We start from the raw sequence: 13,479 nt of genomic DNA on the forward strand, positions 1-13,479 counted from the left end.
AATTCGGTCGTTTCCGCGCCAAAGATTTTTGAATGGGACGACAAGCATGGTCCGCGACCAGTGGACCCGGTGCTTGATGTGCTGGTGCGCGATATCATCGGCAAGGTGGCGGACAAGTGGACCATGCTGATCCTCGAGGCGCTGACGGATCACGGCACGCTGCGGTTCAGCGATGTGGGACGCAAGGTCGGCGATATCAGCCAGAAGATGCTGACCAAGACACTGCGACAGATGGAAGAGGACGGGCTGGTGCAGCGCGTGGTGCATCCCGTCATCCCGCCGCATGTCGACTATAGCCTGACCGAGATTGGCAAAACGCTGGGCGCGGCCTTTTGCGATGTCTGGCTATGGGCGGAAAAATACCACAGCCAGATCGAGGCAAGCCGCAAGGCGTTTGCGGCAAAGAAAAATTAGTTTGCGGCAGGCTGGGCCATCAGTTCCCAGACATTGCCTTCGCTGTCTTCGAAATAGGCCGAATAGCCCCATTCGGACTGGGTGCCGTCGGTAATGATGGCGCCGCCGAGCGCGACGACCTTGTGCAGGATATCATCGACATCGGCGGGACTGGTGGCTTGGTGGCTCAGCACGAAACCAGGCGTACCGGCGATCACGACTTCCTTGTTGGCAGTCTGGGCGATCTGTTCACGCGGGAAGAGCACGAAGGAAAAGTCATTAGGGAAGAAGAAGGCGACGTGGTCCTCTCCGGCCGCGATCTGTTCGTCCTCGATGTCGAACAGGTTGCGATAGAAGGTGAAGGCCCGTTCCAGATCGTCGACGCCGATGGTGATGATTGAAATGGACGGCTTCATGGGTGGGCTCCTTATAATGGGCGCACCCTAGACAGGTCGCAGGCGTAGGTCACCCCCATGAAGAAAGAGTACCCCCACCTAACCTCCCCCTGAAAAGGGGGAGGGATTCGGCCAGTGGTTGAGGCAATACCTCGTCAAGAACTCGATCAGTCCCTCCCCCTATGAGGGGGAGGTTAGGAGGGGGTATCCGCTTTCAAGCAAACGGCAATCCTTCACCCGTAATAGACCGAAATCAGCTGGCCGCCGATTTCGTGGACCTTGATGTCCATTTCGTAGATTTCGCCCAGCACCTTGGGGTCGACCAGCTCGCGCACCGTGCCCTTGGCGGCGACCTTGCCGTCTTTCATGGCGACGATGTAGTCGGAATACCAGGAGGCAAAGTTGATGTCGTGCAGGACCAGCACAACGGTCTTGCCCAGCTCGTTGGCGGCGCGGCGCAACAGCTTCATCATGCCCATGGCATGTTTCATGTCGAGATTGTTGAGCGGCTCGTCGAGCAGGACATAGTCGGTGTCCTGGCAGAGCACCATGGCAACGAAGGCGCGCTGGCGCTGGCCACCGGAGAGCTCGTCGAGGAAACGCTCGGCCAGCTCAGTGAGATTGAGGTAGCCGATGGCCTGGTCAATGTGGGTCTTGTCTTCGACGGTCAGCCGGCCTTTGGAATAGGGATAGCGGCCGAAGCTGACAAGGTCGCGCACGGTGAGGCGCGCGGTCATGTGATTGTCCTGGCGCAGGATGGAGAGGCGCTTGGCCAGCACGTCGCTGGGTGCCCTGGTGACGTCGAGGCCATCGATCGTCACTGTGCCCCTATCCATGGACATGAGGCGGCTGACCATGGAGAGGAAGGTCGACTTGCCGGCGCCATTGGGGCCGATGATGGAGGTGATGCCGCCCGCCGGGAGGGTGACGGAGACGCCATCGACCACACAGGAGGAGCCATAATTCTTGGTGACGCCATCGGCGATGATCATCGCGCGGCCCTCCGCAGAACGAGAATGATGAAGACGATGCCGCCGAGGAATTCGATGATGATCGAGAGGGCGGTATCGAAGGCGAAGATACGCTCGAGGACGGTCTGGCCACCAACGAGGCAGGTGATGGCGAGGAGCACGGCGGCGGGCAGGACATAGCGGTGACGGCTGGTGCCGACTAGCGAATGGGCCAGGCTGGCGACAAGCAGGCCGAAGAAGGTGATGGGACCGACCAGCGCCGTCGAGACGGCGACGAGGACGGAGACCAGCATCAGGATGATGACCACTGTGCGCTTGTAGTCGACGCCAAGGTTTATGGCCTGGGCGCGCCCGAGCGAGAGCACGTCATAGGTATGGCCGAGGCGCCAGGCGACGAGGCTGACGACGCCGACAATGATCGAGGAGACCAGCAGCAGCGAAGTGTCGACCGTGGCGAAGCTGGCAAAGAACGTGTCCTGCAGCACGCTGAAGGCATTGGGATCGAGCATGCGCTGCATGAACTGGCTGAGGCTGCGGAACAGGATGCCGAAGACGATGCCGACGAGGACAAGCAGGTGAAGGCTGCGGTCTTCGCCGACGAAGAGCCAGCGGAACAGCAGGCCCGAGAAGGCCACCATGACCAAGACCTCGACGCCGAACTGCATGTTGACATCGAGCGTGCCCAGGGCGCCGACACCGAGGAAGAAGACGATGGAAGTCTGGATCAGCACATAGAGCGCATCGAAGCCCATGATGGAGGGGGTGAGGATGCGGTTGTTGGTGACGGTCTGGAACAGCACGGTGGAGACGGCGACCGAATAGGCGACCAGCGCGAGGGCCAGCAGCTTGCGGCCACGGAAGGGGATAATGAAGCTCCAGCTGCCCTTGGCGCCCAGCGTCATGAAGCAGACCACCGAGATCAGCGCGAGCAGGGCCAGGATGGTCAACGCGAGGACCGGGCGCGACAGGCCGGCGATCTTGCGGATGGATGGCGCCGGCACCAAGGCGACTGCGGGATCAGGCTGCATGGCGGCGCGTCCTCAGCAGGAGATAGAGGAAGATCATGCTGCCGATGACGCCGACCACGACGGAAATCGGGATTTCATAGGGTGCGCGCACAACGCGGCCGAGGATGTCGCAGGCGAGCACGAAGCCGGCCCCCATGACGGCGACCCAGGGCACGGTGCGGCGCATGTTGTCGCCGACCATGAGGCTCACGAGATTGGGCACGATGAGGCCCAGGAAGGGGATGGAGCCAGCGGTGACCAGGACCACGGCGCTGACCAGCGAGACGATGACGAGGCCCATGACCATGACGCGTTGGTAGTTGAGGCCGAGGTTGGTGGTGAAATCCTTGCCCATGCCAGCGACGGTGAAGCGGTCGGCGGCAATATAGGCAAGCACGCCGCAGCCGAGGCCAATCCAGAGCAGTTCATAGCGGCCGCGCAGGATGCCGGAGAAGTCGCCCATGTTCCAGGCGAGCAGGGTGGCGAGCAGCTCCATGCGATAGGCAAAGAAGGTGGTGACGGCGCCGATGATGCCGCCGAGCATGATGCCGACGAGGGGCACCAGCATGACATCGCGCAGCGGCACGGCGCGCAGGATGCGGAGGAACAGGGCGGTGCCGGCCAGGGCAAAACCGGCGGCGATGAGCATCTTGCCCATCAGCGGCCAGCCGGGCACGAAAATGGTGGCGACGAGGAAGCCGAGGCTGGCGGATTCGGTGGTGCCGGCGGTCGAAGGTTCGACGAAGCGATTGCGCACCACCACCTGCATGACGAGGCCGGCAATGGCCATGGACGAGCCGGCGAGGATGATGGCGAGGGTGCGTGGGATGCGGCTGATCAGCAGCACCTGCATGGGGCGGTCTTCGGCGCTGGTCGAGAGCAGCGCCCCGAGCGACACATCGCTGACGCCAACGAACAGGCTGGCGATCGCCAGGATGATCGTCAGCACTATGGCTCCTGCAAGCAGCCGCACGGGCTCACCTCCGCATTAAAGTCAAAAGGCCCGGCGATGATGGATCGCCGGGCCGGGAGTTCTGTTCCAGGAGAGATCAGGCGTTGAGGCCGGCCAGAACCTGGTCGAGCAGCAGCATCAGGCCCGAGTAGCCATGCATGGTGATATAGGCAGGCTGGGCATCGAGATAGACGATGTGGCCTTCCTTGGCAGCGGTGGTCTGGTTGACCAGCTCGTTGTCCAGCAGCGCGGCAGCGGCTTCATTGCCACCGGCGCCGACGCCGGCATCGCGGTCGACGACGAAGAGCCATTCTGGATTGGCTTCAAGGATGAATTCGAAGGAAACGGTGTCACCACCGTGATCGCCGTCTTCGACATTGTCCATGGCGGACGGGATGCCGATTTCATTGTGGATCCAGGAGACGCGGCTTTCCGGGCCATAGACGCCGACATTGCCGGCATTGGTCACGAGCACCAGGGCCGAACCCTTGCCTTCGGCCGCGGCTTTGACTTCGGCGACCTTGGCATCGAGGTTGGCGATCAGCTCAGCGGCTTCAGCCTGCTTGCCGAAGATCTCGCCGTACTGGGTCAGCTTTTCTTCAACGCCGGCGATCAGGGCCGCATTGTCGACCGACATGTCGAGGGTCGGCAGGATTTCCGAAGCGGTGGGGTAAGCGGTGCGCGAGCGCGAGGCGACGATATAGAGATCGGCTTCTGCGGCAGCGATACCTTCGAAGTCGGGCTCCTGAAGCGAGCCAATCTTGAGGGCGTCGGCGGCGACGTCGTCGGCGAGATAGGCGGGAGCATTGGAGCCGGGCACGCCGGCAACCGGAACGCCGAGCGCGGTCAGGTTGTCGAAAGCGGCCCAATCGGACACCAGAACCTTGGACGGAACGCCGGTGATCGTGGTTTCACCCTGATCATGCGTGATGACGGTTTCCTGCGCCATGGCGAGGCTCGTCATGCTGAGGGCACCGGCAAATGCGGCCGCGAGGATGGTGGAGGTGTGCTTCATGAGGCTTCCAATCCAGAGTGATGAAAGGGAGCGTGATCAAAGCTGATGACGCTTGTCTGGTTTGGTAGCGGGGTGACCTGGGTGAGTCAAAAGATAAGTTGACGCAGTCGATCAGATTAAAAGTGCCCGATCCGGATTTAATCGGACCGGGCATGCATCCTAGGATTTACTGAGCAGGTTGCGCAATTTACCCAAAGCTGTGGCGCTGTCTTCGCGATAGGCAATCGTGCCGGAGAACTCGCCCTCCTTGTCGAGCAGGAAGACCGAGGCGGTGTGATCCATGGTGTAGCTGCCGTCGTCCAGCGACACCTTGGCAGCATAGACGGCCCAGGCCCTGGTCGCCTTTTCGGTCTCTTCGGGCGTACCGACAAGACCCGTAACATGGCCGGTCCAGGACACGTAATCCTCCAGCACCGCGGGGGTGTCTCGCTCGGGATCGACGGTCACGAAATAGGCCTTGAGGTCGCTGGCCTCGTCGCCGAGTGCCTCATACCAGGACGCGATTTCGGCCAGCGAAGTCGGGCAGACTTCGGGGCAATGGGTGAAGCCGAAGAAAAGGAGCGACGGATTGCCGTCGAAGCTTTGGCGATTGAAAGGTTCGCCGGTAACCGTGGCCAACTGGTAATCGCCATGGCCGAGACCGGCCGCTTCGGCGGTGCGGGAGGTGGCGCTATAGGCATAAAGCCCGATAGCGCCGACCGCCGCAACGCCCACCAGACCCCACAGGATCATGCGGATGCGCGCAAGATTGGCCATCAATGCGACCCTTCGGCGCCGTGGTCGCCATGATCCATAACTGGTGCGCTATCGGCCGATGGAGACTGGACTGGAAGCGGCACTTCGACGGTGCCGGCCTTTTCAAAGGTCAGCGTGACGGTGACGGTCTCGCCTTCAACGAAGGCCTGGTTGAGGCCCATGAACATGATGTGGAAGCCACCCGGTTCGAGCGTCACGCTTTCGCCGGCAGGAATGACGAGGCCATCGGGCAGCTCGCGCATTTTCATGACGTCGCCTTCCATGGCCATTTCATGGATCTGGGTATCGCCTGCGACATCAGAGGTTGCCGAGACGAGGCGGTCGTCTTCGGTGCCGTTGTTCTTGATGGTGAGGAAGCCGCCGCCGACCGGGGCATTGGGCAGGGTGGCGCGGGTGAAGGGAAGCGAGATGTCGATGTCGCCAAGATGGATGACGCCATTGTGGGCGAAGGCGGGGGTAGCAATGAGAAGAGCGGCCACTACGGCGGCGCGAAGCTGACGGATCATGATGAGATTTCCGGTTCTTTGGGGAATTGGTCTGGGGCCAGAGGCCAGGCGTCAGACCAGAGCCGGAGGGGCGCGTGAACCGGATGGGGGCGCGGATGGCGCGGGCAGGAAGGCAGGCACCACGAGGACAGGCGCTGCGGCCAAAGCGATGCGATCGAGACCGAGCGGCAGGCGATCGAGCGCGGGCAGTGTCAGTTCATGCTTGCCGATGCCGGTAGCCGGGCATTTGGCGACGGTGATGTCGCTGTCCTCGCCCGTGGACAGGCCGGGGGTACAGAGGACCCAGCCGACGGTAGTGGTCGAATAGCCCAGTTCCTCGAAGGCGAGCTGGCTGGCACGCGCCTGATGCAGCGGCATCAGCATGGTCAGCAAATAGATGGCGAGCACGGCCAGGGCCGTCCCGATCTCTTTGCCGATGTTGCGCGTCGTGAGCATGGCGTGTGTTCTAGAAGGCTTTCAGCAAGCGCTCAATGGCCGTGTTTGTCGCGGGTGGAACCACTTTGTTGAAAGCGCGCTAGACGCTGGGCGCGTAGGTTTCGCTGCACAGCGCGATAAAACTCTTCATGGCGGCCGACAGCGGGCTGGTCTTGCGCCGGGCGACAAGCAGCTGGCGCAGAGCCCATGGCTCGCCGAGCGGGGCGCAGACAAGATCGGTGCCGGCGAGGAGATGCAGGCTCGTCGAGCGCAGGAAGCCGATGCCAAAGCCCGCTTCGACCATGCGGACGAGCGCTGGGAAGCTTTCGACGCGCAGGTTTTCGATCAGCGGCTTGCCGGCCTGCTCCGCAGCTTCGCCGAGCAGGCGATTGAGCGAGCCGACCTGATGCACGCCGACCATGGAATGGTCGATGACCTGGGTGAAGGCGATGTTCTTGCGCGGCTCTATGCTGGCGGCGAGCGGGTGATCAGGCGGAGCGAGCACCCAGATGCGGTCATCTTCGAAGGGTTTGATCTCGAAACGGGTGAAATCGTAATTGTCCGAGACAATGGCGATATCCGCCCTGCCCTCGTCGAGCGCCAGCAGCGCCTTGGCGGCGCCCATCTCCTGAATATCGAGACTGATGCCCTCGTGTTTCGCCGCATATTTTGCGAGCAGTTCGGGCAAGCGTCCGGTGAGCGCCGAGCTGGTGCAGGCGAGGCGCAGGCTGCCACGCAGGCCGGCGCCGAAATCGGCCATGACCACGTCGAGATCGGCGATGGCCCGCAGTACGGTGCGGCAACCCTCGGCATAGGCTTCGCCGGCGCTGGTGAGCTTGACGCCTTGCGCCGAGCGATCGAACAGGACCACGCCGAGCCGGCTTTCGAGATCGGAGACGCGCCGGCTGACGGCGGACGAGGCAATGCCCTCGCGCTCGGCTGCGCGGCCGATCGAGCCGGTTTCTGCCAAAAGAAGAATAAGTCGCGCCGTAACGCTGTCGAAAGGTGCCATGTCGTCTCCCGCCGGCACCATACTCATCCGCGTCAGATCAGCAAGGAAATGCCGCGAGCCAAGTAATAAATGCCCACAGCCGTGACGAGAAGACGGGTCCAGGACTTGAAATTGGCATCGGTCAGACGCTGCAGGACCCAGTGACCGGCACTGGTGCCGAGGATGGCGAAGGGCGCGGCAACGGCGACCCAGGCCCATTCGAAACCGGTGAGGATGGCGGTCGACTGCCAGTAGAAGATGATCTTGGCGGTGTGATTGACCACCTGCGCCGCCGCCTTTGTGGCGATGATGGCGCGGCGATCCATCGGGGTGCGGATGAAAAACATGTCGATGGTGGGACCAGCAACACCGACGCCGAGGTTCACGCCGCCGCCGAGAAAGCCGCAGATGAAGGCGTGATGCGGCTTGCTGGCATCGAGCGCCAGCCAGGATTGCGGAATCCAGAGCAGGATTGGCAGGAGCCCGATGACGATACAGACCGTCGCCAGATCAGGCGTGTAGCGCACGACGAAGAGAATGGCGCCAACGGTGAGCAGGCCCGCCGTCATTATGGAGAGCACTTTCCAGTCGATATAGGCGCGCGACATGAAGGCGCGCGAGCTATTGGCGATGAGCTGGATGGCCCCCTGCACGGCGATGGCGGTGCCCACTGGCAAGAGCAGCAGCAGGATGCCCAGGAGGATCAGCCCGCCAGCCATGCCGAAAATGCCTGAGAGCATGGAGTTGAAGAAAACCGCCACGAGCAGTGCGGCGGCGATGGACAGGCTCATCGGGTCATCCTTTTGTCACAGGACCTTCATGCGCCCGGAAAAAACCGGGCGCCATGACGGATGCGGCAAGAGGGGGTGCCGAAGCTATTTCGCGAGATCTGGGAAATAGTCGCGGGCTGTTGGCGCCAGCAGTTCGGGGTCGTCGCCCAGCTTGATGGTCATCAGGTCGCCGATGCAGGCACCCATGACATGAGGCAGACCTTCCAGCCGGAAGACCGCTGCGCCACCGGGGGCAAAGCGAATGGCGAGATAGTCTGACGTCGTTTCGTCGAGGCCGCAGTCCTCTTCGAACTCAGGATCGATGGGCGCGCGCGCCTTGACGAAATCCACGAGGTCCTGATCGGCCTTCCAATAGTAGTTGCCGGGCCAAACCTGAGCGTCGGCGGGATCGACCTCGGCATCCCAGTCCAGACGGCTACTGGTCGGGACCCAGCCGATAAAGACGCCGGCCAGCGGAAAGGTTTCTCCGGTCTTTACGTCGAGATTGTAGCTGTCGGAATGGTTGTAGGGATGGGCGCCACCACAGAAAGTGCTGCCACTTTCGGTCCAGCTGATGACCTCGGGCGAGAGATAGTTGACCTCGATGGTTTCGCTATCGTAATCGCCCAGTGTACCGCGCCCGAAGCCGATCATGCTCTGGGTGGCGCCAAAGGCGGCGTAGACCTGGGACAGGCAATCGAAGGCCGCGGTATTGATGATGGTGTGGCGGATTTCAAGCGCCTGGTTGACCGGGTCCGAAGGCGAGCCGTCGGCTAGTTCCTGCACGCGCGGAAAAGCGAATTTGGTGCGCGGATCGGAGACATAGACGAAGGTCGAACCTTCGATCTCCTGCTCCGGGCTGGCTACGAAGGGCACTTCCTGCTTGGCGAATTCGTAGGGCGCGGTATCGGGATTGAAGCTGCGTTCGCCGTTGCCGATCAGGCTGATCGCACTTTCACGAATGCTGGCCGGGGTGACGTCTTCGTCTTCGGGAAGGGTGCGTTGGCCAATGCGCTCGAGCGCTATGTCGAGCACCTTGCCTGACTTGCCTGTCGGCTCCCAGGTGCCGGTGAGATAGTAGCCGCCGTCGCCGGGCCGGACCGTCCAGATTGCGCCCATGGGCGGGTTCAGCACATTGCCATCGGCATCGGCCTCGCAGGTATCCTCGGTGCAGGGCGCTTCTTCCATCATGAGCACGGGCGTTCCGATACGGCCCATGAAGGTCAGCGGAATGTCGCCGCCCTTGCTTAGGTAGCTGTAGCGGCCGACCATCTTGCCGTCGATCTCGGAGGCGAGCTCGACCACGACCTGGTGGCTGCCAATTGTGCCCTTGTAGGTGATGGCATCCAAGGCGATGACGGGTGTGGTGGTCAGCAAGACGGCGGCAAGGGCAATAAGGCGCATGAAAAGTTCCTAAGTTTGCCAGCAGCTTAGCGAAGTTGAGTGGTTTGCCAAGAAGGAAGAATACCCCCACCTAACCTCCCCCTGAAAAGGGGGAGGTTAGGTGGGGGTACCCAACAAGGACTCGTCTTCGCCCTATGTACTCGCTGCCTTCGCATTGGCCTGGGCTACCAGTTCGTCGGGGATGTCGTCGAAGCTGGCGTAGTTCATGTTGTAGAGGCGGGAGTAGAGGCCGCCGAGTCCCATGAGCTCGTCGTGATTGCCCTCTTCGATCTTTTCGCCGCTCTGCAGGACGATGATGCGATCGGCGCCACGGATGGTGGCGAGGCGATGGGCGATGACGAGGCCGGTGCGGCCTTCGAGGAGGATTTCGAGCGCCTTCTGGATCTGGCGCTCGGTATAGCTGTCGATGTTGGCGGTGGCTTCGTCGAGGACGAGGATTTTCGCGTCGGCAACAAGGGCGCGGGCAAAGCTCAGCAGTTGGCGTTGGCCGAGGGAGAGGTTGGAGCCGCGCTGTTCGAGGCGGCTGTCATAACCGCCTGGCAGGCGGGTGATGAAATCATGCGCGCCGACGGCCTTGGAGGCGGCGATGACGTCCTCGCGGGTGGCCGAGGTCTTGTTGTAGCGGATGTTGTCAAAGACCGTGCCGGTGAAGAGGAAGGGTTCCTGCAGCACCATGGCGACCTGTTCGCCCAGCGACTCCTGGGTGACATTGCGCACGTCATAGCCGCCGACGAGGACCGCGCCCTGCTGGACTTCGTAGAAGCGATGCACGAGCGCCATGGCGCTGGTCTTGCCCGAGCCGGTGGGACCCACGAGCGCGACCGTCTCGCCCGGATTGACGCGGAAGGAGACGTGTTTCAGCACGGGGCGATCCGGGTCGTAGCCGAAGACCACGTCGTTGAAGGCGACCGAACCGTCCATGTCGCCGGTCAGGACCAGGGCGTCGGGCTTGTCGGTAATGGTCACCGGCAGGTCGAGCACTTCGGTGATGCGGCGGCCCGAGGTCATAGCGCGCTGCATGATGGAATATTGCATGGTGAGCGAGCGGATCGGATCGAAGAAGCGCTGGATGTAGAAGAGGAAGGCGACGATGACGCCGACCTGCAGGCTGCCATTGAGCACCAGCGAGCCGCCGACCAGCACGACCGTGGCCATGGAGATGCCGGTGAGGCTGTCGACGATGGGTACCATGACCTGGGCAAATTTCGAGCCGGTCAGCTGGGTGCGCAGGTTATGGTGCGCCTTGTCGTCATAGAGATCGAAATTGACCTTCTGGCGATCGAGGTTCTGCACGGTGCGGACGCCATTGATGCCTTCGGCCATGGCACCATTGGTCAGCGAATTGGTTTCATGCGCGGCCCAGAAGGCGCGCTTGGCCGGCGGCAGCCAGAAGATGCGAACGATAAAGAGCACCGGCATGGTGATGAGCGTCAGAAGGCCCAGCCAGGGATCAAGGCTGAGCAGCACGATGATGATGCCGAAGAGCAGGACGATGTCGCCGACCGAGATCACCGAGGTTTCGAGGAATTCCTGCATGGAATTGACGTCGCCCTGCAGGCGGCTCATCAGGCGACCGACTTCAGTCTTGTCCATGAAGCTCAGCGAGACGCGCTGGAGTTGGGCGAACATGGCGCGCCGCATGTCGAAAAGCACGTTTTCGGCGACGGCGCCGACCTGGCTTTCCTGGATATAGGAGGCGAGAAAATTGAGCAGCACGACCACGGCAAAGGCCAGCATGGCCCAGAGCAGGTTGCTGGCGGTGCCGCCGGGGACCAAGGCGCCATCGATGGCCCAGCCAATGATCAGTGGAATGGCGAGCTGGGTGAAGGTGAAGAGCAGCACGGCGCCGACCGAGAGATAGATCTTGTGGCGATAGGGCTTCACGAAGGCCCAGATGCGGCGCACGGTCTTGGGGTCATAGGCCTTGCCGAAGACCTCTTCCTCGATCTTGTGGCTGCCCACGGAGGCGCGCGGCGGGCGCTGGCCGGGGAAGCTGGCGGTGTCGCGTTCGTCGTCCTCGATCACGCTCATTGGGCGGCCTCCCCGATCTCGATGTCATCCGCGGGGCGGGTCTGCAGGTCAAACAGCGCGCGATAGCGGCCGTTGTGGGCGAGCAGTTCGTCGTGGCTGCCGCGTTCGACGACGCGGCCATCCTCAAGGAAGAGGATGGTATCGGCATGCATGAGCGAAGACAGGCGATGGGCGATGATGATGGTCACCCGGTCCCTGGCGAAGCGGCGCATGGCCGAGCGGATGCGGTGCTCGGTGCCGGCGTCGATGGCGGCGGTTGAATCGTCGAAGACCATCACGGCCGGTTTCATGACCAGGGTGCGGGCGATCGACAGACGCTGGCGCTGGCCGCCGGAAAGGGAGACGCCGCGTTCGCCGACGACGGTGTCATATTCAGCCGGCAGGCCCATGATGTAATTGTGCAGCTGGGCGCTTTCGGCGGCGTTTTCGATCTTGGTTTCCTTGGCCCAGGGATCGCCATAGGCGATGTTGTTCTCGATCGTCGTGGTGAAGAGGAAACTGTCCTGCTGCACCACGGCGACATTGCGCCGGAGGCTTTCGAGCGTCACGTCGCGAACGTCCTGGGCGTCGATCGAGACCTTGCCCGAGGTCACGTCGTAGAAGCGCGAGATGAGGTGGGCGAGGGTCGACTTGCCCGAACCCGGCGCGCCGACGATGCCGATAGTCTGGCCCTTGTGAGCCTCGAAGCTGATGCCATTGAGTGTCGAATGGGTGGCACCGGGATAGGCGAAGTAAACATTCTCGAAGCGCAGCGTGCCTTCGGTGACCTGCATCGGGACGGCGTCCGGCTTGTCCTCGATCTCGACGGCATGGTCGAGGAAGGCATAGAAGCGCTCGCCGCAGGTCTGGGCGCGGGCGAAGGAATTGACCATCAGGCCGAGCTGGCGCACCGGCATCTGCAATATGGTCATGAATGTCAAAAAGCTGGCGAGCGTTCCGACGCTCATCTCGCCAGCGATAACCTTGTTGCCGCCGAACCAGAGCACGAGGCCCATGGCGGCGAAGAAGGAAAAGGTCATCATCGACGTATTGCGGACGCGGACCATGACGCGCTCATGGGCCAATTCGAGCGCCGAGGCCGAGGATTCGTCGAACTTTTCCAGCTCGTGCTTCTGCCCGGAAAAGGCACGGACAACGCGAATGCCGCCGAGGTTTTCTTCCATGACGCGGGTCAACACCGATAGCCGTTCCTGCAGCACCAGCCAGGTCTTGCGCAGGGTGAGCTGGGCGACCGAAGAGCGCCAGGCGACGAAGGGCACAAAGCTCAGCGCCAGCAGACCCAGCAGCACATCGGTGGTCAGCAGCATGATGGCACCGACGCCGATCAGCACCGCCAAGAGGATGGTGCGGACGAAGCCGGTGGAAAAGAACATGCGCAAGCCATCGAGGTCGAGCAGGCCGAGGGTGATCAGATCGCCCGAATGCACGCGGTCGTGATAGGAATAGGAGAGGCGTTGCACCTTGTCGTAAAAGGCAAGGCGCAGTTCATAGCCGACGCGGTGGCCGACGCTTTCGGAAAAGTAGTTCTGCACCAGTGTGAAGAGACCGCGGGCCACCGACAGGCAGAGCAAGGTCATGGCGCTCCAGAACAGGGCGTGTTGCGCTGCGCCATCCTGCGACCCCATGGTCAGACCAGAGGCTTGATCCACCGCCTGGCCGAGCACGCGCGGGATCATCAGCTGCAAGACCGAGGCCAGGATTGTGCCGCCGATGGCAAGACTGGCCTGCCAGGGGTGACGGAAAGAATAGAGCGTGATCCGCGTCAGCGGCCCCAAGCCCTTGCCGGCATGTGCGGCTGCTACGTGAGCTCGTGCATCGCCGCGTGAACGGTCGCGGTTACCCGTGTCCCTGGTCAAGGAAGGAATCCAGACTTC

Annotated in this window: 14 protein-coding genes; 1 reads left to right on the forward strand and 13 read right to left on the reverse strand. The window is 62.3% G+C overall.

What is annotated here, in order from left to right; genetic code table 11:
* Positions 1 to 24: 24 nt before the first annotated feature.
* A complete protein-coding gene (locus P0Y65_15535) occupies positions 25 to 414 on the forward strand; it encodes a helix-turn-helix domain-containing protein (GenBank protein ID WEK06815.1) in 390 nt (129 codons plus the stop codon).
* On the opposite strand, the gene P0Y65_15540 is transcribed toward P0Y65_15535, so the two are convergent.
* The 13 genes from P0Y65_15540 to P0Y65_15600 all read right to left on the reverse strand — a co-directional run bounded on the left by P0Y65_15540 (position 411) and on the right by P0Y65_15600 (position 13,461).
* Positions 411 to 809: a VOC family protein gene (locus tag P0Y65_15540; GenBank protein ID WEK03595.1), complete on the reverse strand. Its 399-nt coding sequence runs from the start codon at positions 807 to 809 to the stop codon at positions 411 to 413. The two genes, P0Y65_15535 and P0Y65_15540, sit on opposite strands and share 4 nt — an antisense overlap.
* 212 nt (positions 810 to 1,021) lie before the next feature.
* Positions 1,022 to 1,780 carry an ABC transporter ATP-binding protein gene (locus P0Y65_15545; GenBank protein WEK03596.1) on the reverse strand — a complete coding sequence of 253 codons (759 nt, stop codon included), beginning with the start codon at positions 1,778 to 1,780 and terminating at the stop codon, positions 1,022 to 1,024.
* Positions 1,777 to 2,787 (reverse strand): iron chelate uptake ABC transporter family permease subunit, encoded by a 1,011-nt coding sequence (locus P0Y65_15550; GenBank protein ID WEK03597.1) that lies wholly within the window; start codon positions 2,785 to 2,787, stop codon positions 1,777 to 1,779. Before P0Y65_15550 ends, P0Y65_15545 begins: the two co-directional genes overlap by 4 nt.
* Positions 2,777 to 3,739, reverse strand: coding sequence for an ABC transporter permease (locus P0Y65_15555; protein ID WEK03598.1), 963 nt, complete (start codon positions 3,737 to 3,739; stop codon positions 2,777 to 2,779). The genes P0Y65_15550 and P0Y65_15555 overlap by 11 nt, the downstream gene beginning before the upstream one ends.
* A gap of 76 nt (positions 3,740 to 3,815) precedes the next feature.
* Entirely contained in the window at positions 3,816 to 4,733 is a 918-nt protein-coding gene (locus tag P0Y65_15560) for an ABC transporter substrate-binding protein (protein WEK03599.1), read from the reverse strand.
* Between the two features lie 159 nt (positions 4,734 to 4,892).
* Positions 4,893 to 5,489 (reverse strand): SCO family protein, encoded by a 597-nt coding sequence (locus tag P0Y65_15565; protein ID WEK03600.1) that lies wholly within the window; start codon positions 5,487 to 5,489, stop codon positions 4,893 to 4,895.
* Entirely contained in the window at positions 5,489 to 5,995 is a 507-nt protein-coding gene (locus P0Y65_15570; protein ID WEK03601.1) for a copper chaperone PCu(A)C, read from the reverse strand. Before P0Y65_15570 ends, P0Y65_15565 begins: the two co-directional genes overlap by 1 nt.
* 51 nt (positions 5,996 to 6,046) lie before the next feature.
* Positions 6,047 to 6,430 (reverse strand): hypothetical protein, encoded by a 384-nt coding sequence (locus tag P0Y65_15575; GenBank protein WEK03602.1) that lies wholly within the window; start codon positions 6,428 to 6,430, stop codon positions 6,047 to 6,049.
* Between the two features lie 79 nt (positions 6,431 to 6,509).
* Entirely contained in the window at positions 6,510 to 7,421 is a 912-nt protein-coding gene (locus P0Y65_15580) for a LysR family transcriptional regulator (protein WEK03603.1), read from the reverse strand.
* A 32-nt stretch (positions 7,422 to 7,453) separates the two neighbouring features.
* The gene (locus P0Y65_15585) at positions 7,454 to 8,191 is read right to left on the reverse strand and encodes a TSUP family transporter (protein ID WEK03604.1); all 738 of its coding nucleotides are present in this window, start codon (positions 8,189 to 8,191) and stop codon (positions 7,454 to 7,456) included.
* Between the two features lie 84 nt (positions 8,192 to 8,275).
* Positions 8,276 to 9,574, reverse strand: coding sequence for a hypothetical protein (locus P0Y65_15590; GenBank protein WEK03605.1), 1,299 nt, complete (start codon positions 9,572 to 9,574; stop codon positions 8,276 to 8,278).
* Between the two features lie 132 nt (positions 9,575 to 9,706).
* Entirely contained in the window at positions 9,707 to 11,605 is a 1,899-nt protein-coding gene (locus P0Y65_15595) for an ABC transporter ATP-binding protein (GenBank protein WEK03606.1), read from the reverse strand.
* The gene (locus P0Y65_15600; protein WEK03607.1) at positions 11,602 to 13,461 is read right to left on the reverse strand and encodes an ABC transporter ATP-binding protein; all 1,860 of its coding nucleotides are present in this window, start codon (positions 13,459 to 13,461) and stop codon (positions 11,602 to 11,604) included. Before P0Y65_15600 ends, P0Y65_15595 begins: the two co-directional genes overlap by 4 nt.
* Between the last annotated feature and the right edge of the window lie 18 nt (positions 13,462 to 13,479).

It is taken from the genome of Candidatus Devosia phytovorans (assembly GCA_029202405.1).
Taxonomy (GTDB): Bacteria; Pseudomonadota; Alphaproteobacteria; order Rhizobiales; family Devosiaceae; genus Devosia; species Devosia phytovorans.

Bases quoted from the DNA above. Each gene is read 5' to 3' on its own strand.
- P0Y65_15590 (WEK03605.1), bottom strand. From the start codon at position 9,574: ATGCGCCTTATTGCCCTTGCCGCCGTCTTGCTGACCACCACACCCGTC.
- P0Y65_15540 (WEK03595.1), bottom strand. From the start codon at position 809: ATGAAGCCGTCCATTTCAATCATCACCATCGGCGTCGACGATCTGGAA.
- P0Y65_15545 (WEK03596.1), bottom strand. From the start codon at position 1,780: ATGATCATCGCCGATGGCGTCACCAAGAATTATGGCTCCTCCTGTGTG.
- P0Y65_15585 (WEK03604.1), bottom strand. From the start codon at position 8,191: ATGAGCCTGTCCATCGCCGCCGCACTGCTCGTGGCGGTTTTCTTCAAC.
- P0Y65_15560 (WEK03599.1), bottom strand. From the start codon at position 4,733: ATGAAGCACACCTCCACCATCCTCGCGGCCGCATTTGCCGGTGCCCTC.
- P0Y65_15570 (WEK03601.1), bottom strand. From the start codon at position 5,995: ATGATCCGTCAGCTTCGCGCCGCCGTAGTGGCCGCTCTTCTCATTGCT.
- P0Y65_15550 (WEK03597.1), bottom strand. From the start codon at position 2,787: ATGCAGCCTGATCCCGCAGTCGCCTTGGTGCCGGCGCCATCCATCCGC.
- P0Y65_15595 (WEK03606.1), bottom strand. From the start codon at position 11,605: ATGAGCGTGATCGAGGACGACGAACGCGACACCGCCAGCTTCCCCGGC.
- P0Y65_15580 (WEK03603.1), bottom strand. From the start codon at position 7,421: ATGGCACCTTTCGACAGCGTTACGGCGCGACTTATTCTTCTTTTGGCA.
- P0Y65_15575 (WEK03602.1), bottom strand. From the start codon at position 6,430: ATGCTCACGACGCGCAACATCGGCAAAGAGATCGGGACGGCCCTGGCC.
- P0Y65_15565 (WEK03600.1), bottom strand. From the start codon at position 5,489: ATGGCCAATCTTGCGCGCATCCGCATGATCCTGTGGGGTCTGGTGGGC.